This window comes from Mycobacterium aquaticum, assembly GCF_002086485.1.
Lineage (GTDB): Bacteria > Actinomycetota > Actinomycetes > Mycobacteriales > Mycobacteriaceae > Mycobacterium > Mycobacterium aquaticum.
Genome location: NZ_MVHF01000003.1, coordinates 243,352 through 267,300, shown reverse-complemented (window position 1 = coordinate 267,300; position 23,949 = coordinate 243,352). Strand labels below are relative to the sequence as shown.

Here is a 23,949-nt window from a genome sequence, read left to right as displayed (position 1 = left end):
CGTCAGCGCGGGCCGTACATGATGATGCCGACACCGCCCAGGCATATCAGAGCCCCGATCACATCCCAGCGGTCTGGGCGGAAGCCGTCGGCGATGACGCCCCAGATCAACGACCCGGCGATGAACACGCCACCGTAGGCAGCGAGAACCCGGCCGAAGTGGGAGTCGGGCTGGAACGCCGCCACGAATCCATAGGCGCCCAACGACACCGCACCGGCACCGATCCACAACCAGCCCCGATGTTCACGCAAGCCCTGCCACACCAACCAGGCACCGCCGATCTCGAGCAACGCGGCCAGCACGAACAGGGCAGCTGACTTGAGCACCATCAGGCGACGCCGAGATACGCCGCCCGAACAGCGTCGTCGGCCAACAGTTCTCGGGCAGGACCCGTGCGGGTGACGTTGCCGGTTTCGAGAATGTAAGCCCGGTCCGACCTACTCAATGCTTGCTGCGCGTTCTGTTCCACCAGCAAGACCGTAGTGCCCTGGTTGTTGATCTCGGAAATGATGCGGAAGATCTGTGAGATCACCATGGGCGCCAACCCCATCGACGGCTCGTCGAGCAACAGCACACGGGGTCGGGCCATCAACGCCCGGCCGATCGCCAGCATCTGCTGCTCGCCTCCCGACAATGTGCCGCCCACCTGGCTGCGCCGCTCGGCCAGCCTCGGGAAGGTCTCCAACACCCAGTCCAGTCGCTCGTCATGCTCGGCTTTGGAGGCGAACTTCCTGCCATAGCAACCCATTTCGAGGTTCTCCAGAACCGACATGCCCGGGAAGACCCCGCGGCCCTCCGGCGCCTGGATCAGCCCGGCGGCGACGCGCAGATGCGCCTTGACACGAGAGATGTCCTGACCCTCGAACCACACAGAGCCCGACGTCAGCGCGCGAAGCCCAGAGATCGCGCGCATCATCGTGGTCTTGCCCGCGCCGTTGGAACCCAGCAGTGTCACCAGCTCGCCCTCGTGCACAATCAGTGAAACCCCGTGCAGCGCTTGGATCCTGCCGTAGTGCACGACGGCGTCGCGAACCTCGAGCAGGACCGGGCGGTCGCCGGTGTCAGCTGAGCTCGTCATCAGGCACCCCCAGGTATGCGGCGATCACCTTCGGGTCCTCGCGGATTTCCGAGGGCAGGCCGTCGGCGATCTTGCGACCGAATTCCAGTACGACGATGCGATCGGTGACTCCCATCACGAGGCGCATGTCGTGTTCGATCAGCAGCACGGTGTATCCGTCGTCACGGATCTTGCGAATCAAGTCGATGAGAGCGGCTTTCTCACTCGGGTTGAACCCCGCAGCCGGTTCGTCGAGGCACAGCAGCTTCGGCTCGGTCGCCAGCGCGCGGGCGATCTCGAGCCGCCGCTGATCCCCGTACGGCAGGTTCTTGGCCTTCTCCTCACCGCGATGGGCGATCCCGACGAAATGCAGCAGTGCGGCGGCGCGTTCGATGGCGGAGCGCTCTTCGCGGCGGTGCCGCGGTGTCCGGATCAGCGCGCCGGGCACCGAGGTGCGGTGCCGCGCATCGGTGCCGACCACCACGTTCTCCAGCGCCGTCATCTCGCCGAACAGCCGGATGTTCTGGAATGTCCTGGCGATCCCGCGCCGCGTGATCTGGTGCCGTTTGATGCGCCCCAACGGAGCGCCGTCGAACAGCACCGAGCCCGAACTCGGCCGGTACACCCCGGTGATGGCGTTGAAGCAGGTGGTCTTGCCCGCGCCGTTGGGCCCGATGAGGCCGAGGATCTCACCGCGGCGGATGTCGAAGGTGACGTTGTCCAACGCCACCAGGCCACCGAACTTGACCGTCAGGTCCTTTGTCTGCAACAGCACTTCGCCTTCGGCGGCGTTGATCTCCCGGTGTACCCCGGCCAGTTCCTCGATGATCTCCGTCGACGCGGACGTGTCTTCGGTCATGGCGCCGACCTCTCCGTCGGGCCGGTACGCAACAATCGTCGTGCCGCGCTGCCGTAGGTGAGCAGGAATTGGCGGGCCGGGAACAGGCCTTGCGGCCGGAAGATCATCAACATCACCAGGGCCAGCCCGAAGAACAGGTACTTCAGGTCGCCGAGATTGACCCCGAACAGCTCGACGCCCAGAAGCCGGTTGGGCAGATACACGATGATGAACGCGCCGAAGATCACGCCGAGTTTGTTGCCCTGGCCGCCGAGCACCACCGCGCACAAGAACAGCATCGAGTTGATGATGTTGAAGGTCGGCGGTGCGACGAACTGCACCTGCCCGGCGTAGAGGGCACCGGAGAGTCCACCGATCGCGGCTCCGATGATGAACGCCCACAGCTTGAAGCGGAAGGTGTTGACGCCCATCACCTCCGCGGCGTCCTCGTCCTCGCGGATCGCGACCCAGGCGCGGCCCACCCGGCTGCGCTCGAGATTGCCCACGATCAGCAGGATCACCACGATCAACAGCAGGCTCAGCCAGAACCACCAGGTGCCGTAGTTGTCCTTGCCGATCGAGTTGCCATGGGAGAACACCCCGTTCGGCGGTTGCTGCGCCTCACGAAACCGTGGGTACGCGAGCTCGTTGAGACCGCGTGGCCCGTTGGTCACGCCCGCCAGATTGTCGGCCAGCAGCCGGATGATCTCGCCGAAGCCGAGGGTGACGATGGCGAGGTAGTCACCACGCAACCGCAGCGTCGGGATGCCCAGCACCAGCCCGGCCATGGCAGTGACGGCCATGGCCAACGGCACACAGGCCAGCCAGGCCCAATGGGTGCCGAGGAATCCGTTCGGCCCGGCCTGGTTCCACGGGCTGCTGGGGCTGGTCAGCAACGCCACGGTGTAAGCGCCCACTGCGTAGAACCCGACATACCCGAGATCGAGCAGGCCGGCTTGGCCGACAACGACATTGAGGCCGATCGCGATGATGGCGACCATCGCGAACTGGGCCATGGTGCCGCCGAAGCTGACACCCGGCGTGTCGAGGATGTGTGGAGGATTCAGCGGCAGCAGCGCCAGGAAGGCGAAGACCGGTATGCCGAAAACCCATTTCAGCTGGCGTGGCAACGCCGACCAACCGTCGCGGATGGCGTCGCCCGGCGCCAGCAGGGTCGACGTGATCGATCGCGGTTCGGATTCATGCCCGTTCGTCATGCCCGTGCCTTTCCGAGGCTCTCCCCCAGGATGCCGGTGGGCCGGAACAACAACACCAGAACCAGCAGAACGAACGCGACGACGTCACGCCACTGGGTGCCCAGCACCGCCTGCCCGTAGTTCTCGATGATCCCCAGCAGCAGGCCGCCCAGCAGTGCCCCGCGCAGATTGCCGATGCCGCCGAGCACGGCCGCCGAGAACGCCTTGATACCGAGCACGAACCCGCCCCAATAGACAATGCCCTGCGGCACTTTCAGGGTGTAGAGCAGCGCCGCGGCCCCCGCCAGCAGACCACCGATGAGAAACGTCATCATGATGATCCGTTCCCGCGACACGCCCATCAGCGTCGCCGTGGTCGGGTCCTGGGCCACCGCCCGGATGCCGCGTCCGAACTTCGTCCGGTTGATGGCGATGTCGGTGAGCACCGCGAGGATCACCGCTGCGACGATGACCACGACCGTGACGTTCGAGACGCTCGAGTTGAACACGTGGAACTGAGTCTTGGGCTGTACCAGGATGATCGGTGGCTGGGCGTTGCTGCCGCCGTAGCCTTTCAGGAATTGCGGTAGCACGAAGTGCACCACTTCCTGCAGCACGAACGACATGCCGATCGCGGTGATGAGGAAGGTCAGCGGCCGCGCGTTGCGTTTCCGCAACGGTCGGTAGGCGACCAACTCCAGGCCCACGGCCGCGGAGCCTGAGACCAGCATCGCGAAGATCATCGCGACGCCGAGGTACATCAGCGTCAGCCCGACACCCACGTTGTATGCGTTGCCGTTGGCGCTGAAACCGAGGATCACGTCCAGACAGAAGTAGGCACCGAACATGCCGAGCATGAAGATCTCGGAGTGGGCGAAGTTGATCAGCCGCAGCACACCGAAAACCAGGGTGTACCCGACCGCCACCAACGCATAGATGGCGCCCCACGCCAGTCCGTCGATCGTGAGCTGCCAGAACCCGTGCAGCAGGTTCTCGACGTTGAAGTTGATGTCGGCGGCGGTGCACACGTAGCCACTGACGCAATCCGGGATCATCCGGGTGCGGCTCCTCTTCGCTTGGTGTCAACGAAGAACGCGTCCGGAACTGGTTGTTCCGGACGCGTTTCCGTCGTCAGACCGTCACTGAACCTTGTACACCCAGATGAGGGTGTTGGTGAGCTCACCGGTGTCGGTCCACTGGTATTGGCGAGCCACGCCAGGTGCGTTGTAGGTCTTCACGTACTCCAGCAGGCCGGGCCGATCCTTGATGCCGGAGTCGATGCCCTTGAGCAGGATGGTGGCCAGGTCATAGCCCTCGGTGCTGTACGTGCCGGGTTCCTGGTTGAACTTGGCGGTGTACTCCTTGGCGAACGCCGCAGGCGCCGGGCTGCACGGGCAGCTCAGGATGGCGTCCTTGGAGGCTTCGCCGGCCTGCTTGACGAACTCCGGGTCCTTGGTGCCGTCGGCGCTGACGAATGCCGCGGTGACGCCTGCGTCGCGCAGCTGCTGGACGAACGGGGCTGCCTGCGAGTAGTAGCCGCTGTAGAAGATGGAATCCGGGGCCACGCCCTTGATCTGGGTTACCGCGGCCGAGAGGTCCTTGTCCTCTTTCTTCACCGAGATGTTGCAGCCCGAGTCGGCCACGGGCCCAAGGGTTTCGCGCACCACCGTGGCAAGGCCGATGCCGTAGGCGGACTGGTCGTCGACGACGCAGACCTTCTTGTTGCCCAGGGTGTTCTTCAGGTAGTTGGCGATCGCGGTGCCCTGGCTGCCGTCGTTGCCGAGGCCGCGGAAGAACGTGCGCCAGCCGTTCTTGCTGAGATCGACGCGGGTCGCCGAAGCGGTGGTGGCAACCAGGCCGGCCTGGTTGAACAGACCGCCCGTGGCGTCGGTCTCACCGGAGAACGCGGGCCCGATCAGCCCGATGATGTCCTGGGTGTCCACGATGCGTGGTGCGACGCCGTTGGCCTTGTTGGGATCGCCCTCCGTGTCGAACTTCTCGAGCGTCACTTGGCAGCCGGGGTTGGCGGCGTTGTGCTTGTCGACCGCCAACTGCGCACCGTCGAGAATGTTGATGCCCAGTGCGGCATCGGGGCCTGTCAGCGCGCCCATCATCGCGAGCTTGAGCGGCGGGCAGGTGGCCTTGCCGTCGCCGGCCGGATCCGCCGCCGCTGCGGTGTCCGGTGGCTTTATCTGGGCACCGTTTTCGTCGATCGGGAACTGCTCGACGATCTTCAGACTGGTTTGCGCTGCCTGCTGCTCGGGCGCCGACTGCTTCTGGCAGCCAGCCATGCCGAGCACCATCAGCCCCGCACTACCGAGAACCAACGCTTTTCGTGCAATGCCACCGCGCACGTTCACCTCCGGGTCAGTGTTGTCAGCGGCGCCGACGACCATGCCGACCAGGCAGGCGCCGATGCTTCGGGGTAGAACATAGCCAAAGCGTCGCCGTGGTGCGGGATGTTGACTGATGCTGGTCGCGTCGGCTCTCGCGGAATGCGATTGTCCGCAACATCAGAAACCCACAATTAACACCGCTAGCCTTCGTCGGCGGCAGCCTCCGTGGGTTCGTCGAGCGATTCCAGCACCACCTCTGCGACCCGCTTCATGGTGGTCCGACGGTCCATCGCGGCCCGCTGGATCCACTTGAACGCCTCGGGCTCGCTCATCTGGTGCTTGGTCTGCAGCAGGCCTTTCGCCCGCTCGACCAACTTGCGCGTCTCCAACCGGTCCGACAGGTTCGCAACCTCGTTTTCCAACGCCGTGATCTCACCGAACCGGCTGACCGCCACCTCGATGGCCGGGATGAGGTCGGTGACGTTGAACGGCTTCACCAGATAGGCCATGGCTCCTGCATCGCGGGCCCGCTCGACCAACTCACGCTGACTGAACGCGGTGAGCACCACGATCGGAGCGATGCGCTTACTGGCGATCTCGGCTGCCGCGTCGATGCCGTCGCGGCGCGGCATCTTGACGTCCATGATCACCAGGTCGGGCCGCAACTTCTCGGCCAGATCGACTGCCTCTTGCCCGTCGCCGGCCTCACCGACCACGTCATAGCCCTCCTCTCGCAGCATCTCTGCGAGGTCGAGGCGGATGAGCGCCTCGTCCTCGGCGATGAGTACGCGGTGGGGCTTGGCGGCGTGAGTCGGTGACCCGGTCATGGAGATATTGTGTCGTGGCAGCCGCCGACGAGCGACTGCGGGGCCATCATCTATGGTGGTAGGCCGCAGCACCCAACGCAGCGATGCCCTCGTATCCCAACTGGCAGAGGAAACGGATTCAAAACCCGTACAGTGTGAGTTCGAATCTCACCGAGGGCACCAGAAAACAAGCAGGTAGTGGTAGGTATCTAGTCAAACTAAGCCGTCGTAGCACCGCCCAGATACCGCAGTCATACCGCAGTGGCTTTCCTTCCGGCGGCATCCAGGCCCTTCGCGACCTGCTCCAAGTCGTCCGAGAACAGATGTCCGTAGCGGTCGAGTGTCATTGATGCTGTCTGGTGTCCAAGTAGCCTCTGAACTGCGAGGATGTTCGCGCCGGCCGATATCGCTAGTGATGCTGTGGTGTGCCGCAGCTCGTGCGGGACTAGCCCCTCCACACCCGTCTTTGTAGCCGCCGGATCGAACTGCCAGCGGTACTCACCGTTAGTGAGCCATCCATCCTTGCCGGGGAACACCAGGGCGTCAGCGTCCACCGGTAGTTCTGCCTTGAGCCGCTTCCACAGGAACGCGGGCACGGGCACCCACCGGATCTTGCCCGTCTTGGTGCCGCCTTCGGTGAGGCCCTTGCCGGTCACGAAGGTGACCGAGCGGCGCACAGTGATCTTTCCGTCGTTCACGTCTTGGCGGCGTAGCGCTACGGCCTCCCCGAATCTCAGGCCGCAGTAGCCGAGCACCAACGTCAGCGTCTGGAATCGCTCGGTGTTGGCCGCGAGGGTCTGCAACTGCTTGTGGGTGAGGTACCGCCGTTCGCTCTGCCCCTTGCCGGGCAGCTCGATGCCATCGGCGACGTTCTTCCCGATGCGCTCGGTTCGCATCGCGTACTTGAGAACAGCCGACAGGCACTGGTGTGTCTGGATCACGCGCGAGGCTGACAAGCCCTTGCCCTCGGTGCGGACCGACCCGTTGACCGACAGGCCAGTGATCCACTTCTGGACTTCACCGTGAGTGATGCCAGAGAGCTTCACGTCTCCCCATCGGGGCAAGATCAACGTATCCAGGAGGCTGCGGTACCCGGCGACGGTCTTGGGAGCCCTGGCGCTCTTGCCCTCTATCCATTCCTCTGCGATGTCACGGAACAGCGCTGAGGACTTGTGCGGGCTGACGTAGCGGCCTTTGACGACCTCGGCGGTAAGGGTGTTGAGGAACGCTTGCGCATCCACCTTCTTCTCAAAGACCTTGGTGTGTTCTCGGCCGTCGACCACCCAGCGCACCCGCCAGCGGGTGACCTTTCCGTACACGCTGCTGCGCTCCGTGGCCATGGTGCCGTCTGGTCGGCGTACCTGTTTGTGCCAGCGATCATCGATCCCGGCGCGGTCATTCCTCATGTGCTGAGCGTACCGCAGTACCGCTGAAATCCGTTTCAGTCGATGTAGTTTCTAAGAATTGAGTGTGAGTATCTGGCTGCATCCTGAGCGTCCGCTAAGAATGAATATTGCACGGATGCAACGGCTTTCAGCTCGTGCACCCCGTCGTTCGGTAGCCAGATCGCCTTATCCGTCGGCCGGCTTATCCCTCAGGTCATACCCGGCGAAGCGGTCCCTATCCCCTATCGACAGGCATGAGGTGATTGGAAAAACATGCTCTGAGCTGGGGGTCTGCGAGATGATATCCCTATAGGTATTGATACCTATCCGTGGGCGCAATGCCTGGTTCAGTACCTCGCCAAGAATAAACACAAATTTGCTGCAGGTAATGGGCATAGGTGTTGACAACTACTGTAAGTGCAGGTCAGGAGGCATAGCGATGCCGCATCCATCCTCTTGTGCTAGTTCGCCGAACTGCTACTGTCTCAAACAACCCCAAACAGGGGTTGCGACACACAGTCAGGAGACGACAGTGACCACTACCCTCACCCCGCTGGCCGAACTGCTCGACCAGGTCAGCACTTTCGACATGGTCTGCGAGCTACTGAGCCGACCGAGCGTCGATATCGACGATTTCTGCCAACGAGTCGGCGTGGCCGATGTCGATGGCCTGCTTGTACGCGCACGGGAGATCGACGCAGAGCGGACGGCGGCCCGATGAGCACGCCAGAGTTGATGTTCATTGACGAGGTTTCAGTGCTCACGCGGAAACCCGTTGCGACACTTCGCTGGTGGCGCGCCACCGGCCAGGGGCCGCGCTCCAGTTCGCTGGGCAGGCGGGTGGTTTACCGACGAGAGGACGTAGAGGCGTGGATCGAGTCGCAGCTTGAGGAGACGGCCCGATGATGACCATGAACAGCAACCCCCGACGACAGGAGAACGGCAAATGATCGACTTCAGTAACCTGACCCCGGCGGGCGGCGTGGTCGAGTACCACGTCTGGCCCGTTCACGATGGCCAGCACGATGACATCCTCATCGAAGGGTCACCCATTTGGCGCCGACCCGTCACCGGCCTGATCGGCGACATGCCTGTCGTTGCGCCCGAGTCGGGCGGACTGATGTTGGCATCCGACTACCTCGACACGGTGCTTCCACGCGAGCTACAAGCCGATCACAGCAACCGTGGCCAGTACCGCGCCGACGACTTCGAAAGCCCCATCGGAGACGCGCCGGTAATCACCGTGCGGGAGCGTCAGGAAGATTGACCGATAACGACGCGCCGGGGGCCTGGCCAGACGAAGAGCCGGAAGCCGTCGATCGCTGGACCCTCGCAGACCAGGACAACGAAGACTTCACGTCCGCTGTCGACACGTTCTGGCGCGACACCGGCCATGTCGGCGAGTTGTGGTTGGGTGACGGCGATTACGAAGGTAGCGGCGCGAACAAGACCCGCAAGCTGCCCTCCGCGGTGGTCAGGGTCTGCGCCTGCGGCTGGCCGCTACCCATCCGCTGGCACTGGCGAGCGTGTGAGTTCGGCGGCCCGTGCGCATGGCGCACCACCAACCCAGAGGCGGAGGCCGTTCTCGATGACGATCCGTTGCTTTATCGCATTGCACCATGGCTTTGGACATTCTGTCGCTGCAATGGGTGTGTCGGTATTTCGAGACAGCGCGGCCGGCCGCCGGAGCGGTGCACGAAATGCGATCGCGATGCGCGCAATGAATGGCGTCGGGAACGGTATCAAATTGTTACCAGAATCACAGCGGAAATGATCGACAAACAGCCCGTTTTCGTACTTTAAATTACCGTAATTATAGAGGGTTCTATTCCTCGCATTTTTTTATCCACAAAACGTGGAACTACTGCCTCTATGAGAGGGGATGAAGGGATGCCAATGTGCACCCATAATGACGGCAAGCGCTACAGCGACAACCAGTGTGCAACGTGTGATCGGGAGAGGAACGACCGTTACCGGCGCAGAAAGCGCCTTGCGATGGCTTTGCTTCATGCCGCGGAGGCTCGGGGTTTGAGCGGCAGCGAGGCTATTGCGGTCCTTCAGAATGCCGATTATTGGACTCTGCAGCAGTGCCAATCAATGGGCATTAAGGCTGCGCCGAGCGAAGAGGAGATCCTGGCGAAATGAGTCCACAAGAGATCCTGCAGCGGACGATCGCTTTGCAGGCCGACTACAAGGCCGGCCGGATCGGTGACGACGCATTCATCCGCCACACGGCGTGGCTCACATGGGTCGCCCAAGGCGTTCCACGGGCGACCGTAGAGCAGCTGCAGAAGCGCATGGCCGAGGTTGCGGATGCCGCCCGCTTCGTGGGCGAGAATCCCACACCCGCAGAGGTAGACGCCGCGACTTCGTTTATCAGCCCAGCGGAATAAGGGGAATCAATGATCGAACTTGAACAGTCGCCCCTGGGGTGGCGGGCTATCAATCCGAACCATCCCGCCACGCCCTGGACTAGCGCCCGCGAGGACGCCATCACGGATGCTCGGTTTTACCTGGAATGGGACGCGCTGATCGCCGAAGGGTATGCGACGGTGGACATTCACAACATGAGAATGGGGCGATGAGCGCAGTACGGCTATCGCGTCGTTACGGCGGTGGAGCCCAGATTAGCCAAGGCCGATCATTCATATTGCTGAACCGCGATGAGCTGGCCGAACTGATCGAAGACCTACACGAACTTTCACGAGATGATGGCCCGCGACGGGCAGATACGGTGAAGATTGAAGATCTTATTTAGAAAGGTGCGGGTGGAGGCCTGCCAGGACCTGGCCAATAGGAAAGGCAATCCCGCCTATCTCAGGCTGCATTACCTATGCCTTGCGAAGTGCGGGGTGAATGGACATGCCCCTTTCCGACGCGGTGAGTTATCCAAGTGGCTGGGTAAGCAGGGGAAGCGCTACCGCAATGTCGACAGCGCTATAGCACAGGCGGTCAGATTGGGTTTGCTCGATTCGAGGTCCCATCCCGGTTGCCTGATTCTGCCCGACGGCCTGGTAGACCCGCCTGATCCCTCCGTGGCCTGGTTGCCATGCGAAACCTGTGACGGCAACGTTCCACCACTGATTACCGCGTCGTGCCACCCGGATCGTAAGCACTACGCAGGCGACCTGTGTAAGTCATGCTACGAGGTGGCCCGCCGTAACGGAATGACACCAACAAGCGCCAAAAGTACACCAACAAAGACACCAACAACTGCACTTTCTACACCAACAAATGACACCAACGACGCACTTTTCGAGCCCCTGACCAGCGCGTTGGTGCCCGACTCTATACTCTCCTCTTCGGCTACCCATGGGTATTGGCAGGACACATCTGAAGACGCATATCTAGCAAGCGTGTTCAACAGTGAACCACCTGAATTGGAACCTGCAGAACCGGACCACCTCGAAACCGCAACCCGCATGCAAGCGAATGCGGAAACCGACCCGCTACGGAGTGAGTGCCTCCTCTCGTAAGTGTGGGAACGCTCACCCCCGGCTGCCGCCGGGAGGGGGTTGGGTTTCTGCTCACTGCGTTCGCAGGCTGGCCATTTAGTCGCCTGCGTGCTGATTTTTGATTCCTACCTCCTGTTGGCATGGTGGCCGGGTCTACCGAGGGCTGGCCATAGGGAGCATGGACAGGGCTTGGTAGGTACCCATGGCTAGGTAGGTGGTTGGCCTCTTGTTTTGGCGGGTATTGATTAAAAATACTGATTAGAAGTATTTCTAATAGTGAGTTGGAAATTTTTTTGAAAACGGGGAACTATGAACACAATCACCATTGGCGGCCTGACCGCCGAACTGACCGCCGACCCTACTGGTTGGCACGCATCGATTGACATCGATGGCCAATCGCACTTGGCCTTCGTCAATATCGTGCGGTCGGCACCGGCCGTATCGCCCGCCAAGGCCAGGATGGAACGCATTTGATCGAGATCCCCGCCAATAGCGGCGAGCCCTACCGACTGAAGCGCACACGCAGCGGCCTTCTCCGCCTGAGCCGTGTCGCGTCTACGGGCTCCGATATCTTCCTGTTGATTGACGAGAAGGCGGCAACAGGAATCGCTGATGCGCTTATCGACGCCATAGAGGCGGATAACTGAATCTTTTCGTTCGGCAGCCCGGGGGCGTTTTTTGATGAGTTTCTTCCGTCCTGCTTGCCCTGAACGAAAAACCGCTGCGAGAATAACCAACGCCCGGCGGAATTGCCGGTGAGGGGTGCCACCCGAATGTTGGCTCCGTAAGCGGTCGGTGGCCCGTAGGGGGCTGAGCGGCCACCACCCCCATTCTCCCGCGTTACTCGGTCAACGCGGGCTCACCGGGAAACTCCTGGCCCGGTAAACAGGCTGAACCCCTGGTTGAGCGCGCCCCTCTTCCGCGCTCCCAGGGGTTCAGTCTTTCTCTTTGCTTTCTTCACTCCGAAAGGAGGTGTCATTTGACCAGTAATGTCGAAATTTCGATTGCCGCGAGGCTCGATCCCCAGAACCTCAATAGTTCGATTGATAATATGCACCGCAACATCCACCGGGCCGCCGACGTGGCCGGCAAGGATTGGGCGAACACCTTCACCAGAACCGCCAAGGTGGATGCTGGCAAGCTCACTCCGGGCTCTGGCCGCTTTGCCGCTAAGGGTGCGGAGGACGGCAGGGTCTACGGCAAGGCCTTCGAGCGGGCGGCAAAAGACCCCATCGCCCAAGCCGTCGACCGCCTCCAGTCCCGCCGCGTCCGTGCTGAGGCAGACACCATCGCTAAGGGAATGCTGGGCATCACTGACGCGGTGCAGAACACGGGTTCGGCGTTCGCGCATCTGGGAGCTACCGGACCGGTTGCGCTGGGCACCATCGGCATCGCGGCCTACAACCTAACCGGGGCGGCGATCTCCGCGAGCCAGGCACTTTGGCTGCTCCCTGGCGCCTTCGCGGCTATCGGCGCGGGCGTCCTCACGGCCAAAATCGGCCTCAGCGGTTTTAGCGACGCTATTTCCGATATGCGCGATGCAAAGAAGTTCGCCGAGGATCTGCAAAGCCTCTCGCCAAATGCACAGCAAGCGGCCCTGGGCATCCAGGCGATGCTCCCCGCGCTTGACCGGCTGAAGGCGGCGACCCAAGACGCGCTGTTCAACAACGTCGGCCCGCAACTGAACCAGTTGGCTAACGCGTATCTGCCTGTCATTCAGCAGATGACCACCACTATTGCTACTGGGTTTAATTCAGCATTCTCCGGTATCGCCAATGCGATGATGGACCCGCAGACCATGCAGACAATGCAGGTCACAATGCAGAATATTGGTCAGGCGTTCCAGAATATTGCCCCGGCAGCTCCGGCCATCGCACAAGCGCTCACCGATATCATCAATGTTGGCTCTGGTTTTCTTCCGCAGATCGCGACGCAGATTTCAAACGCAGCGACAGCATTCCAAGAATTCATCGCTAACGCCAGGGAATCTGGCCAGCTAAGGCAATGGCTCGCCGATGGCTTGAATACAATCTCGGATCTCGTGGACCTCGGTAAAGCCGTCGTCAAGGTGTTCTGGGAATTGAAGCCCACCGCCGAAGTCGCACTTAAGGGGACAACTCTTCTGTGGCAGGGCTTGGGCGGGGCTATCGACCTGTCGAAGCGCAGTATCGACGTGTTCTCTACGGCGTTCAGTGGGATAACCACTGTGGCGTCGGCCGTGGGCAGCGCGGTCATGCCGATCCTCGACAACATCCGCGACGCCATCGACCGCATGCTCGCGCCAGTACGCACGGCCATCGACTGGGCCAACAAGGTCCCTGGCGTGCATATCGATCAGATCCCTAGCATCAGCGGCAATACACCCGGATACAGCGGCGGCAGTGGTACTTTCGGCCCGCCACCCATCCCGCAAGGCAGCCCAGTGGGGTCTGGGAACGGCGCACACGGCGGGTATGCGGATCGCCGCCGTGCCGGTATGCCGAACACGGCAGGCGGGCCGCTTGTGCCCGCGATTCCCCAAGGCGGCTACGCCGTCCCGTTGCCCCCGCCTGACGGCAGCTCACGGGGTGGTGGTGGCCGGAATGCGGTAGAGGTCCCTTGGCAGCAAGGTGACCCCACGCAATTATTGCAGGGCTACGCGATCACCAGCAGCCTCTACAGCGCGGCCCAGGGCGTCCTAGAGGCGCGGCAGAACATTCTGCAGCAACAGGCCGAACTGGACGCTGCACAAAAGGACTCGAATAGCACCGAGGCGGATATCCAGAAGGAGCGCAATGATCTTATCGCTGCGCAGCAACGCCTTCAGGAATCGGAGCTACGGCTCAATGAAGCCAAAGCCCAGTCGACGAAGAAATTCCAGAGCTCGATGCAGGACGCCACAAAGGCGATAGACGATATCACCGGGAATATCTCGTTCGACGGCGGCATTCCCGGGTTGATAAAAGGTATCATACAGACTGTAGCCACACTCGCCGCAGCTCCCCTGCTAGGACAATTGTCCGCTATAAAGCAGGCTAATAGCGGCGAAGGATCTGGCTTGCTGGGCATTGCTGCGGCTCGTGGAGTATTCGGCGAGCAATACACCCCGCAGGCCATCAACGCCGCCAATCAACCGCAGCAAGGCTATGGCCCACAACAGGGCTACGGCGGCCCTGGATACGGGTATGCGCCCATTGGGAGCTACGCCCCCGCTGGACAGCCTCTGCCCGGCGAATCGGCACGGGACTTTGCCCACAGGGTGATGATGCCGTTCTGGCAGAACCAGGGCCTGACGGTCGGCGACCATGCCGCGGACAAGTACGGCGAGCACCAGAACGGCGCGCTGGACATCATGGTGCCGTCCATCGCCCGGGGGCAGCAAGTCCTTCAAGAGGTACTGTCCGACCCCAACGTCTACGGCGCGATTTTCAACAACCAGGCGTACGGCTACGGCCAGGGCTCGGCGCCTCGTGACTACACCGCGGGCCACACCGGCAACCCGACGCAAGACCACCAGGATCACGTCCACGCTTGGTACAAGCCTGGCGGCAACAACAACATCGTGCCTAGCGGGTATAACCTGACCGCACCGGCGAATCCCGTTGCGCCGCAGGGTAGTCAGTACGCCTACGGTCCGGCCGGCCCGCTCCCCACCAGCTTCCCCGGTGGTGCTCTGAGTTCTGGAATGCCCACGGCCACGCCGCAGTACGCACCTACGCCGCAGGCACAAGCGGCCCCCGGCTGGACGCCCCGGCCTGGTGGTGGCGGTGGCGGCGGACTACTCGGAATGGCGGCAGGCGCCGCAGGGAGCCTCTTTCCCGGCGCTGGGGCCGCGGCCTCGCTAGCCATGGCCGTCGCACAGAGATCCATTGCCTACGCCGGAGAAGTGGGGGGCGCACTCGCCAAGGGTGGGCTCCAAGCGCTCTCGGTTGGCTCACCGGATGGTGAAGGGGGAACTGATCTTTCGGAGTCGTGGATCGGGCGGTTGGCGACCTCGATGTTGAGCGCTTCGCCTCAAATCCCCTCTGCCGCAGGGTCGCAGGATCGCAAGCAACAGGATCAGCAGCAGGCGAACCCGCAACAGCCGCAGCAGGGCAACCAGCAGCAGCCGGGACAGGGTGGGGTGCACATCGAGAACTTTGTGCAGTCCCCGGATCGCCAAGGCGTGCAGCAGACCGCCAATGATCTGGCCTACGCCACCTACGCCAGCGGCATGCGCTAACTCGGGGAACGGGTAGAAACGGTGGGCTCACATCCCTTTGCGAGCCCACCGTTTTCTATTCCCCAGGAATGGAATTCATTGGATACTCTCGCGCTACTCATCGAGTGGCTCAAGCCAGTGGGCGAAGTTCGTAGCGAACGCCCGAACGGCGCCCCACTACCGTTCATCGTGGTTCGGCGTATCGGCGGCGGCGATGACGGACTCACCGACAAAGGACTGTTCTCGGTCCACACGTACGCCGCCACAAGGGCTGGAGCACTGTCTCACGCACGTTCTGTGGATCGGCGGCTAAAGCTCCTGGCCCCACCATTCGGTGGCCAGACAGCCGTTAACGGCGACTACGTCGACAACGTCGTGTGCACCGAGGAGCCAGTAGAGACAGCGTTCACCGACGACCGGTCCATCTTTCGGTTCACCGGGACCTACCGCGTGGAGACCCGGCTGTGAAGCCGTGCCTGGAGCCTGGTTGCCCAAACCGGGCCAAGCGCGGCAGTAGTCGGTGCCCCAGTTGTGAGAAACGCCGTAGACGGGCGACCTACGACCACCCCCGCTACCGGGCACTGGCGCGCCCTACCGGGCTGTGCCAATTACGCATCCTCTGCGACGGCGCCCCGGCAACCACGCTCGACCACCTCGACGGCAATCCACGCAACCACGACCCGAGCAACATCGCTCCGGCGTGCTTGGCGTGCAACGGAAGCAAGCAAGACAGGCAACTATGACCAGCAGTAAACGTGACATCGAAAAGGCATTCATCGACGCGATCAACGAAGACCCAGAGTCGCGACGGGACCTGGAAAAGATTCCGGAGCGAGTGGCCGATCTGGTGCGCGAGTTCACCCCTGTGCTCACCGGGGAGACCGAGAAGTCCATTGAGGTCGCTCTGCGCAAGACCGAGTTGAAGAAGCTCTCCAAGCGCAAAGTAAAGCTGGGCACGGTCTATTCGACCTCCGACCCAGAACGTGTTGGGGCAATCGAGTACGGCCGCGACGCCAGCGACACCAACGGTGCCAGTCCCGAGTGGGCCATGTTCCGCAGAGCCGCAGCAGCTTTCGAAAACATGGAGTTGTAAGTGGCTCTCGCCGCAGGCCCCAAGGTTCGCGGCAACCTCAAACCCTTGCCGCCACCGCAAGATCCCGTCACATGGATTGAGAACGCCACCGGCGACCTGTACCCATGGCAACGCGAACTGATCGGCGAACTGAGTGCACCCAAACGGCCCAGGGTGTACTACGCCCAGGTTGCCCGCAAGAACGGGAAAACCAGGGCGGCAGCGTGTTTAGGATTGGCCGAGATCTGCCTCAAGCCGCAACGCCACGTCTACGCCATCTCCGACTCGGAGCGCAACCTCAACAGCGTCCTCATGCAGGAATTGCACGACATCATCAACGCCAGCGATGTACTGCGTGACTCTCTGTGGATATTCAAAGACCGCATCGAGTGCCCGGAGACCGGCGGATTCATCAAAGTCCGACCCGGCAACTACAAAGCCGCCCAAGGCATCAACCCGCACCTGGTCCTGGCCGATGAGGTGCACTTGCTACCCAACGAGGTGTGGGACGGCATGCAGCAGGCCGGACGCGCGCGCGCCGATGCCCTGCTACTGGGCATCACCACCCCCGGTTATGACCTCACCTGCCGCGCACACGAGCTGTATCAACAGGTCAAGGCCGGCACACTACCTGGGCGGATCTACGAGGGCGACCCCGCGCTACCACTGGACGACCGCGACAACTGGCGGCTGGCCAACCCTGTACACGACTTCCTGCCCAGCTTCGCTGAGGCGCTGGCCTACGACCTGCAAACGATGCCAGAGCACGAGTTCCGCAGGTTCGCCCTGGGCTGCTGGACGGCAACGGAAAGCGCGTGGATGCCCTATGGCAAGTGGGATGCGCTGGCCGTACCGCAAGGCCCACCACCACAGGGCACAAAGGTCTGGCTCGGGTTCGACGGCAGCTACTCGGGTGACAGCACCGCCCTGGTCGGTGTCACCGATGAAGGTCATGTGTTCGTCGTCGGGTGCTGGGAGAACCCAGGGCGCAAAGGCTGGCGCGTCCCCCGAGACGACGTCATGCAGACCGTGGCCGAAGCCATGAACCAGTGGGACGTAGTAGAGCTGTGCTGCGATCCACCCTATTGGAGCCGCGAGATAGCGGAGTGGACAGCGCAGTGGGGCGACAAGGTGCTTGAGATCCCCACCTTCTCCCGCGATCGCATGGCCCCGGCCTGCACCGGGTTCTACTCCGCGGTGATGGACGGACGGCTCACCCACGACGGCGACCCCCGCCTAGCCCGCCACGTATCCAACTGCGTGGTCAAGGCGACGCCCCGGGGCGACGTAGTTACCAAGGCGGACAAGGACAGCCCGGCCAAGATCGACCTCGCCGTTGCCGCCATCCTCGCGCACAGCCGCGCCAGCGTCTGCGTGGACACGCCATTGCCCCCGCTGGTCTGCCTCTAGCGCATAACCCGCAGGTCAGAGGGCAAAAAGTTCAGGAAGCGAACGCCCTGCTCGACCCCGGCAGTCGTTTTATCCCACTCTCTCCGGCCTTTGCCAGCGAACAACTCTTTAAGGAGTTCCATTTGAGCTTTTTGACGCGCATGTTCCGTGCGCCAAATCCCCCGTACGAACCACCCCAGACCCGCGATTGGTCGATCTCCAACCCGGCTGCGGTGTTCTTGTTCGGCGGTGCCCCATCGCTGGCCGGCGTCACCGTCTCCGAGCAGACCGTCCTAGGCATCCCGGCCGTCAAGGCTGCGGTGTCACTTATCGCCGGTTCGATTGCATCGCTACCGCTGCAGACCATTACGGAGCAAGCGGACGGCACCAACAAGCGCGTACCGAGCATGTTGGACGACCCCGGCAAGGTGGTCGGCCTCACGTGCTACGAGTGGAAAGAAATCGTTGTCGCGCACCTCCTGATTCACGGCAACGCGTTCCTGATTCACGTGCGCGGCGGCGCCGGGCAGTTGGTCGGGCTCCAGCCGATCCACCCGGCAGCGGTCGGTGTGGAGATCGCCAAGGACGGTTCTAAGCGGTACCGGGTCAGCATGCGCGACGGCACCACTCGCGACTACACCGACGCGAACCTCACCCACATTCCGTGGATGCCCCTTGACGGTATCCGCGGTTGGTCACCACTGCAGTTGGCCCGCAGCATGTTCGGTACGTCGATAGCTGCGGAGCGCTCTGCGGCACGCCTGTTCGGGAACGGTGCGCTCATGAGCGCAGTCGTCACGCCAGAGGACACGCTCACCGCCGAAGAGGCGGCCGAGATCAAGGCTTCGCTTGAGAAGACTGCCGCGGGTGAGGCCAATGCGGGCGCGATTGCGGTGATCAACCGCAAGTTCAAGATGACCCCTTGGTCGCTGTCCAACGCCGATGCCCAATGGCTGGAGGCTCGGGCGTTCCAGATTGAAGAGATCGCACGGTGGTTCGGCGTCCCGCCCCATCTTCTGGCTCAGACCGAAAAGCAGACCAGTTGGGGAACCGGCGTAGCCGAGCAGAACCTAGGTCTTGCCCGGTACAACCTTGAGCCCTGGACGACGCGCATTCAGGAGCGCTTGTCGTGGCTACTGGGACCCAACCAAAAGGCCGAATTCTTCTACTCGGCGTTTGTCGAACCCGATCCCGAGACTGAGATTCAGTTGCTGATCGCACAGGTTGAGGCCGGTCTGATCACTCCGAACGAGGCTCGCAAGGTCCGCAACCTACCGCCGATCGAGGGCGGCGACGTACTCCGCACACCTCAACCACCGCAAGGAAATACGCCATGACGGAAACGAAAACCCTAGAAATCAGGCTTGCTGACTCATCCGTTGCGCCGATCAGACTCCCGCTGGAACTGGTTCTTGATGAGGCTGTTGACCTGGGCGCCGTCTTGCGGAGGCACTTGCGTAAGCGGCTCGCCGAGTGACCGACATCGAACGCCGGTTCGTGGACCTGCAAACCACCATCACCGGCAAGAAGCTCGGCGGGTACGCCGCGGTCTACGGCCAGCGCGCCGATATCGGCGGCTACTACTTGGAAAGCCTTGCGCCAACGGCGTTCCGCTCGGTACTGGCCTCCAATCCAGACGTGCGCGGGTTGTTGAATCACGACCCGAACATGCTCTTGGCCCGCACCCGCAACGGCAGCCTCAAGCTGTCCAGCGATAGCCATGGGTTGCAGTTCGAGCTGGACATCCCCGACACCACGTTGGGCAACGACGTTCGCACCATGGTGGATAGCGGTCTCATCACCGGGTGTTCGTTCGGCTTTATTGCAGGCGAACAGGACTGGTCTACCCACGAGGGTAGGGACCTCCGCACGCATACGTCCGTAGCAAGCCTGCTGGACGTGTCTGTCGTGACCTATCCCGCATACCAGGGGACCTCGGTGTCCCTGCGCAGTAAACCCACCATCCCGGCCGATTCCATCGATCGCCGAACTCAACTCATCCGCGCACGCGCGCGGGTGCACCTTCTCTGAAAGGCAATCATTTGAAGACTATTGAGGACATCATCACCGAACAGCGTTCCATCACCAATGCTGCCGAGGGCCGCAACCTGACCGACGAAGAGGCAACCCGGTACGAAGCCCTGGAGGCCGAACTGAAGGCCACCCAGCGCAGCGAGGAGATCCGCAAGCGGCAGGCTGCATACGAGGCTCCCAATGCGTCTCTGCAGGCTGCGGTGAACGTCGGGACCGTCAAGCAGGACGACACCCTGGAACGCGCATTTAACGCATATCTGCGTACCGGCCAGGCCAATTCGGATATCTCCGAACTCCGCGCGCAGGGTACCACTCCCGACAGTGCAGGCGGGTATATGGTCCCGCCCGGGTTCCGGCAGAAGCTTGTTGAAGTGCAGAAGGCATTTGGCGGCCTGGCCGCCGAGATCGATTCGTGGAACACCGACACCGGTAATTCGGTGGAGTTCCCGTCGAACGATGACACCGGCAACGTTGGTCAGATCACCGGGGAGGGTTCGAACTTTGCCGGTGGTTCGGACCTAACCTTCGGCACCGTGACTCTCGGCGCGTGGAAGTACACCAGTGCTGGTGCGTCGAACGCTCCGCTGAAGCTGTCGGTAGAGCTACTGCAGGATGCTGCCTTTGATCTCAACAGCTACGTTGCGAAAAAGCTCGGCGAGCGCATCGCCCGTAAGCAGGCTGTCGACTGGGTAACCGGCACCGGCACCACTCTGCCCGTGGGTATCGCAAACGCGAACCTGACCGCCAACGCCACCCTGGCCGCCGGCAATGCCATCACCTACGCCAAGCTGCTGGAAATCGAAGGCCAGCTTGACCCGGCCTACGAGCAGAACGCCAAGTGGGTCATGTCCAAGGCGACGTGGCAGAACATCCGCGCGGTGGTGGGCACTGATGGCCGCCCGCTGGTGCAGGACCAAGCTGTCGCCGGTATCGGCTCGGCCCCGACTCGCATGCTGCTGGGCTATCCCGTGGTCATCGATCAGGCGTTCCCGTCGAACACCACCCTGTCGGCGAAGTTCGCCGTTCTGGGTGATCTGCGGGAGGCGTACGTGATCCGCAAGGTTGGTACCCCGGTGTTGATGGTCAACCCGTATTCCAGCGCTGCCACTGGTCAGGTGGAGTTCACCGCATGGGAGCGGGCCGACGGCAATATCCAGAATCGCAAGGCGTACAGCTTGGCGGCTGCCAATGCCGCGTAAGTTGACCATCGCTGAACTCGCCGCCAAAGAGCTGGAACTCATGGCGGCACTCGCACAGGTGCGTGTCGAGATCTCCGAACGGGCGGGCCAGCAGGACCCGCCCGCTAAGTGACGTGGGCACCGCCCTACTGCACCGCTAGTGACCTTCAAAGCTGGCTCGGTGGTGGTGACACCGTCGAGCTGGCTTTGGCCGCTGAGGCTGCCAGTAGGGCGATAGATCAAGCCACGGGCAGGCAGTTCGGCTCAGCCACTCAGACCCGTACCTACCGTCCACGCTGGCACCGCAACTGTTGGTATGTCGATACCGAAGACATCATGAGCGTGACGTCGGTGGCGAACCACGACAGTACCGCGATCACGGATTTCATTCTCACGCCCCGCAATGCGGTCCCGAACGGCAGGCCGTACACCGGAATTGAGTTCCACGGCGGTACGCCCTTCGCGTGGTACGGCGGCTATCCCGTCAACCATCACCACAGTGTCATCACGGTGACCGGTGAGTTCGGATGGCCAGAAGTACCCGAGCCGATCAAGCTGGCTACCCAGATCCATGCCTCACGGCTGTACGCCCGCCGAGACACGGCCGCCGGTCCGCTCATCCAAAAAGATGTGGATGACGTGAGTTACAAGTGGGGCACTGCAACGGATTTGGATGCCGACGTAGAGTCCACGATCCGGCCATTCCGCAGGATCTGGGCGGCGGCATGACATTTGGAAACCAAACAGTCGTATTCGTCACGATCGCCGAAGACCCCGACACCCGAGACCGGTATAACTCTCCCTTGCGGATTCGTACTGAGGTCCCGGTTGCAGGGTGCCGATTCCGCCCCCTCACAGCCAAGGAAAAGTTCGACCTCGGCACCGATCTCGTAACCGATCCGCAGAAGATCACGGCCCCACCCGTCGCCGCTGTGGTTGGCGCATCGGCCAACGACGAAGTGATCTATGGCGGGGAGACGTTCCAGTTGGTCGGCCCTCCACGGGTCTACACGGACATGGGCGGCACCCCGCACAAGGTCACCCTGATTGTGCAGAGGCAGACGGCCTGATGGCTCACTGGTGGGTCGAAATCTTCGAGAAGCTCGATCTTCACGTCGCCCCACAGATCGCCGCCACAGGTGCCCCCAACGTCCCCGCAACAGCGGGACTGAACGTCTCACCCAACCTCGGCGTGACCGTCACGAGCAGGTCTGTCGGGGCCGTAGCCCTGGCGCTGCCGCCCACGGTGACGATGCAGCCGAGCGGCCGGGGTCAGTTCGCACTGTCCATCCCGCCGAGCCTGTCGGTCAGTGGTGCAGAACGGTATTCGGCCGCTGCGGGCATCGCCGTTCCACCAACGGTGTCCGTTACAGGGGCAGAGCGCTACGCGCGTTCGGCTCAACTGGCTATCGCTCCCACGTTCACACCAGACGGCGTCGGCACCAACGGGATTCCGTTTACGCCGTTCAACGTCGAGAACACTGACGTCACCAACGATCTGGTTCCCGCTGGCTGTACTGGCTGCTGGGTCACTCTGATCGGTTCGGGTGGCGCTGGTGGCCACGGCGGCGTCAGCAATGTCACTGAGGGTGGTGGCGGCGGCGGAGGTGGCGGCGGTTCCTACGTCGAGCGGATCTTTATCCCTCTATCGAGTCTGGGGGCCACCTACAGCGTCACGAGGGGTGCCGCAGCTGTCTTCACGTCCGGCTTGATCAGCATCACCGCTGGAGGCGGCAGTGTTGGCGGCAACGGCGTGGGAGGCACGAACGGCACCGGGGGTGCCGGGGGTGTCGCAACAGCCTCCGGCATAACCATCGTGGGACGCAACGGCTCCAACGGCGGCGGGGGTGGCCAGCCTGGCACCAACAACACCCAGGGTGCAGGCGCGGGCGGCGGCGGTGGAGCGCAGGAGCTCGGCAGTCCCGGCAGCGGTGGCACGTCCACGGGGAAGGGCGGCCGGGGCGGCGACGGCGGCGAAGACGGAACATTCTTCAGCAATGGATCGCCCGGCTCTGCTGGCGGCCTGTACGGCGGCGGTGGTGGAGGCGGCGGCGGCTGCAACTCCGCGACAGCCGGACTCGGCGGCAACGGCGGACCGGCCTACACGTTGGTCGAGTGGGTTTGATGGACCCGTTTCACGGTCGTGCGCGGGTGGCAATCTGTGAGCATGGATTTGTGGACTGATGCATTCGACACCATGAACACGATTGATCCCAAGGGGCTCAACACTGATCAGAAACTCAAGCTTGCCGAAATCAAGGCACTGCTGGCCATCGGCCAAGAACTTGGGCTCATCCAAGACTCGGGGATCAACCCAGCCTGGAGTCAGCGCAACCTCTAGGTGACGAAAACCACCCCCGCCGAATAGTGCCGGGGGTGGTTCGTCGCGGGTTCGCCTACTGGACCCGCGGCTCCCTCCCATCGCTGATGGCAGTCGCAAGGGGTGACAGCTCAGGCTCATCGACACCAATCCGCTTGAGGGCGGCTTTCACCTCTGCAAGGGGACGCCCACCGACTTGTCGATAGACCTTGTCAAGCGTCTGTTGGAGTTCCCGCTTCATCTGGCGCTCGAAGTCGGGGTTCATCTTGAACTCCATCAGCTACTTCTTACGCGAACCGGTACCGGCACCGTTGTGGGTGCGGTCCGGCTTGCCGTAGGTCTGGCCCGGCTTCGGAGTCGGCGGCAACGGCCGACCCTGAATCGCGGTGCGCTCCTTACCCGTGTCGCCGCCGCGCGGTCCCACGATCGGATACTGGCCAGAAGCTGGCGCTGCCTGGCCAGGCTTCAGGTTTCCCTTACTTGCGCTCATGGCGCACTCTCCTCCTGCACTTTTCAGTGCGGTCGGGTTGGTCAGAGCGCGCGGGCGGACTAAGGTGGACATTTCCGACATCTCCACCACACCCCGTGACCGCTTGCTCTACACCTCGCGGTTGCGGGGTGTGTTCTATGTATACCCCTAGCCACCGACAACTCCGGGGATCGCGAGGCGTTGCGTTTCAGTGGTGTCGCCCACCATATTGTG

30 protein-coding genes and 1 tRNA gene are annotated in these 23,949 nt (G+C 62.5%); 21 read left to right on the top strand and 10 right to left on the bottom strand.

The features are described from left to right. Positions 1 to 2 precede the first annotated feature (2 nt). From BST13_RS04895 to BST13_RS04865, 7 genes are all read right to left on the bottom strand, one after another. Positions 3 to 329: a YnfA family protein gene (locus tag BST13_RS04895; protein WP_083161193.1), complete on the bottom strand. Its 327-nt coding sequence runs from the start codon at positions 327 to 329 to the stop codon at positions 3 to 5. Further along, positions 329 to 1,078, bottom strand: coding sequence for an ABC transporter ATP-binding protein (locus BST13_RS04890; RefSeq protein ID WP_083161191.1), 750 nt, complete (start codon positions 1,076 to 1,078; stop codon positions 329 to 331). The genes BST13_RS04895 and BST13_RS04890 overlap by 1 nt, the downstream gene beginning before the upstream one ends. Beyond that, complete coding sequence (locus BST13_RS04885; protein WP_083161189.1) at positions 1,062 to 1,916, bottom strand: ABC transporter ATP-binding protein; 855 nt, start codon at positions 1,914 to 1,916, stop codon at positions 1,062 to 1,064. The genes BST13_RS04890 and BST13_RS04885 overlap by 17 nt, the downstream gene beginning before the upstream one ends. Next, positions 1,913 to 3,112: a branched-chain amino acid ABC transporter permease gene (locus BST13_RS04880; RefSeq protein ID WP_083161187.1), complete on the bottom strand. Its 1,200-nt coding sequence runs from the start codon at positions 3,110 to 3,112 to the stop codon at positions 1,913 to 1,915. The genes BST13_RS04885 and BST13_RS04880 overlap by 4 nt, the downstream gene beginning before the upstream one ends. Next, positions 3,109 to 4,146 (bottom strand): branched-chain amino acid ABC transporter permease, encoded by a 1,038-nt coding sequence (locus BST13_RS04875; protein ID WP_083161185.1) that lies wholly within the window; start codon positions 4,144 to 4,146, stop codon positions 3,109 to 3,111. The genes BST13_RS04880 and BST13_RS04875 overlap by 4 nt, the downstream gene beginning before the upstream one ends. A gap of 84 nt (positions 4,147 to 4,230) precedes the next feature. Beyond that, positions 4,231 to 5,445 (bottom strand): branched-chain amino acid ABC transporter substrate-binding protein, encoded by a 1,215-nt coding sequence (locus BST13_RS04870; protein WP_083161402.1) that lies wholly within the window; start codon positions 5,443 to 5,445, stop codon positions 4,231 to 4,233. Positions 5,446 to 5,627: 182 nt separating this feature from the next. Continuing rightward, positions 5,628 to 6,254 (bottom strand): ANTAR domain-containing response regulator, encoded by a 627-nt coding sequence (locus BST13_RS04865; RefSeq protein WP_083161183.1) that lies wholly within the window; start codon positions 6,252 to 6,254, stop codon positions 5,628 to 5,630. 85 nt (positions 6,255 to 6,339) lie between these two features. Here BST13_RS04865 and BST13_RS04860 point away from each other — a divergent pair. Continuing rightward, positions 6,340 to 6,416 (top strand) — tRNA-Leu (locus tag BST13_RS04860). Positions 6,417 to 6,484: 68 nt separating this feature from the next. Here BST13_RS04860 and BST13_RS04855 read toward each other — a convergent pair. Beyond that, a complete protein-coding gene (locus tag BST13_RS04855; RefSeq protein ID WP_083161180.1) occupies positions 6,485 to 7,639 on the bottom strand; it encodes a tyrosine-type recombinase/integrase in 1,155 nt (384 codons plus the stop codon). 511 nt (positions 7,640 to 8,150) lie between these two features. Between BST13_RS04855 and BST13_RS04845 the strand changes: the two genes are divergently transcribed. The 20 genes from BST13_RS04845 to BST13_RS38980 all read left to right on the top strand — a co-directional run bounded on the left by BST13_RS04845 (position 8,151) and on the right by BST13_RS38980 (position 23,267). Next, positions 8,151 to 8,339 (top strand): hypothetical protein, encoded by a 189-nt coding sequence (locus BST13_RS04845; RefSeq protein WP_083161166.1) that lies wholly within the window; start codon positions 8,151 to 8,153, stop codon positions 8,337 to 8,339. Beyond that, positions 8,336 to 8,524 (top strand): helix-turn-helix transcriptional regulator, encoded by a 189-nt coding sequence (locus BST13_RS04840; protein ID WP_083161164.1) that lies wholly within the window; start codon positions 8,336 to 8,338, stop codon positions 8,522 to 8,524. Before BST13_RS04845 ends, BST13_RS04840 begins: the two co-directional genes overlap by 4 nt. 40 nt (positions 8,525 to 8,564) lie before the next feature. Further along, a complete protein-coding gene (locus BST13_RS04835) occupies positions 8,565 to 8,885 on the top strand; it encodes a hypothetical protein (protein WP_083161162.1) in 321 nt (106 codons plus the stop codon). Beyond that, a complete protein-coding gene (locus BST13_RS04830; protein WP_083161160.1) occupies positions 8,882 to 9,421 on the top strand; it encodes a hypothetical protein in 540 nt (179 codons plus the stop codon). The genes BST13_RS04835 and BST13_RS04830 overlap by 4 nt, the downstream gene beginning before the upstream one ends. A 338-nt stretch (positions 9,422 to 9,759) precedes the next feature. Next, positions 9,760 to 10,011, top strand: a complete 252-nt coding sequence (locus BST13_RS04825; RefSeq protein WP_083161158.1) for a hypothetical protein — start codon at positions 9,760 to 9,762, stop codon at positions 10,009 to 10,011. Between the two features lie 9 nt (positions 10,012 to 10,020). Next, entirely contained in the window at positions 10,021 to 10,203 is a 183-nt protein-coding gene (locus BST13_RS04820; RefSeq protein ID WP_083161156.1) for a hypothetical protein, read from the top strand. A 1,179-nt stretch (positions 10,204 to 11,382) separates the two neighbouring features. Next, positions 11,383 to 11,547: a hypothetical protein gene (locus BST13_RS38995; protein ID WP_158087109.1), complete on the top strand. Its 165-nt coding sequence runs from the start codon at positions 11,383 to 11,385 to the stop codon at positions 11,545 to 11,547. Further along, positions 11,544 to 11,720, top strand: coding sequence for a hypothetical protein (locus tag BST13_RS38990; RefSeq protein WP_158087108.1), 177 nt, complete (start codon positions 11,544 to 11,546; stop codon positions 11,718 to 11,720). Before BST13_RS38995 ends, BST13_RS38990 begins: the two co-directional genes overlap by 4 nt. Positions 11,721 to 12,052: 332 nt before the next feature. Then, complete coding sequence (locus BST13_RS04815; protein WP_142282726.1) at positions 12,053 to 15,274, top strand: hypothetical protein; 3,222 nt, start codon at positions 12,053 to 12,055, stop codon at positions 15,272 to 15,274. A 276-nt stretch (positions 15,275 to 15,550) separates the two neighbouring features. After that, positions 15,551 to 15,721 carry a hypothetical protein gene (locus BST13_RS38985; protein ID WP_158087107.1) on the top strand — a complete coding sequence of 57 codons (171 nt, stop codon included), beginning with the start codon at positions 15,551 to 15,553 and terminating at the stop codon, positions 15,719 to 15,721. A gap of 271 nt (positions 15,722 to 15,992) precedes the next feature. Continuing rightward, entirely contained in the window at positions 15,993 to 16,346 is a 354-nt protein-coding gene (locus BST13_RS04805; RefSeq protein WP_083161150.1) for a hypothetical protein, read from the top strand. Continuing rightward, entirely contained in the window at positions 16,347 to 17,735 is a 1,389-nt protein-coding gene (locus BST13_RS04800; RefSeq protein WP_083161148.1) for a terminase large subunit domain-containing protein, read from the top strand. Positions 17,736 to 17,857: 122 nt separating this feature from the next. Then, positions 17,858 to 19,051, top strand: a complete 1,194-nt coding sequence (locus BST13_RS04795) for a phage portal protein (RefSeq protein ID WP_245839348.1) — start codon at positions 17,858 to 17,860, stop codon at positions 19,049 to 19,051. A gap of 136 nt (positions 19,052 to 19,187) precedes the next feature. Further along, on the top strand, positions 19,188 to 19,745 hold the full coding sequence (locus BST13_RS04790) for an HK97 family phage prohead protease (RefSeq protein ID WP_083161144.1): 558 nt from the start codon (positions 19,188 to 19,190) through the stop codon (positions 19,743 to 19,745). An 11-nt stretch (positions 19,746 to 19,756) separates the two neighbouring features. Continuing rightward, positions 19,757 to 20,947: a phage major capsid protein gene (locus BST13_RS04785; protein WP_083161142.1), complete on the top strand. Its 1,191-nt coding sequence runs from the start codon at positions 19,757 to 19,759 to the stop codon at positions 20,945 to 20,947. Beyond that, positions 20,937 to 21,059, top strand: coding sequence for a hypothetical protein (locus BST13_RS40150; protein ID WP_281254729.1), 123 nt, complete (start codon positions 20,937 to 20,939; stop codon positions 21,057 to 21,059). Before BST13_RS04785 ends, BST13_RS40150 begins: the two co-directional genes overlap by 11 nt. A 203-nt stretch (positions 21,060 to 21,262) precedes the next feature. Continuing rightward, positions 21,263 to 21,655, top strand: a complete 393-nt coding sequence (locus tag BST13_RS04780) for a hypothetical protein (RefSeq protein ID WP_083161140.1) — start codon at positions 21,263 to 21,265, stop codon at positions 21,653 to 21,655. After that, entirely contained in the window at positions 21,652 to 21,996 is a 345-nt protein-coding gene (locus BST13_RS04775) for a hypothetical protein (RefSeq protein ID WP_083161138.1), read from the top strand. The genes BST13_RS04780 and BST13_RS04775 overlap by 4 nt, the downstream gene beginning before the upstream one ends. Further along, complete coding sequence (locus BST13_RS04770; RefSeq protein WP_083161136.1) at positions 21,996 to 23,051, top strand: hypothetical protein; 1,056 nt, start codon at positions 21,996 to 21,998, stop codon at positions 23,049 to 23,051. Before BST13_RS04775 ends, BST13_RS04770 begins: the two co-directional genes overlap by 1 nt. A 42-nt stretch (positions 23,052 to 23,093) precedes the next feature. Beyond that, positions 23,094 to 23,267 carry a hypothetical protein gene (locus BST13_RS38980; protein ID WP_158087106.1) on the top strand — a complete coding sequence of 58 codons (174 nt, stop codon included), beginning with the start codon at positions 23,094 to 23,096 and terminating at the stop codon, positions 23,265 to 23,267. 55 nt (positions 23,268 to 23,322) lie between these two features. Here BST13_RS38980 and BST13_RS04760 read toward each other — a convergent pair whose 3' ends face one another. Together BST13_RS04760 and BST13_RS04755 are read right to left on the bottom strand one after the other, a co-directional pair. Beyond that, the gene (locus BST13_RS04760; RefSeq protein WP_083161132.1) at positions 23,323 to 23,523 is read right to left on the bottom strand and encodes a hypothetical protein; all 201 of its coding nucleotides are present in this window, start codon (positions 23,521 to 23,523) and stop codon (positions 23,323 to 23,325) included. Positions 23,524 to 23,526: 3 nt separating this feature from the next. Next, a complete protein-coding gene (locus BST13_RS04755; RefSeq protein ID WP_083161130.1) occupies positions 23,527 to 23,736 on the bottom strand; it encodes a hypothetical protein in 210 nt (69 codons plus the stop codon). Between the last annotated feature and the right edge of the window lie 213 nt (positions 23,737 to 23,949).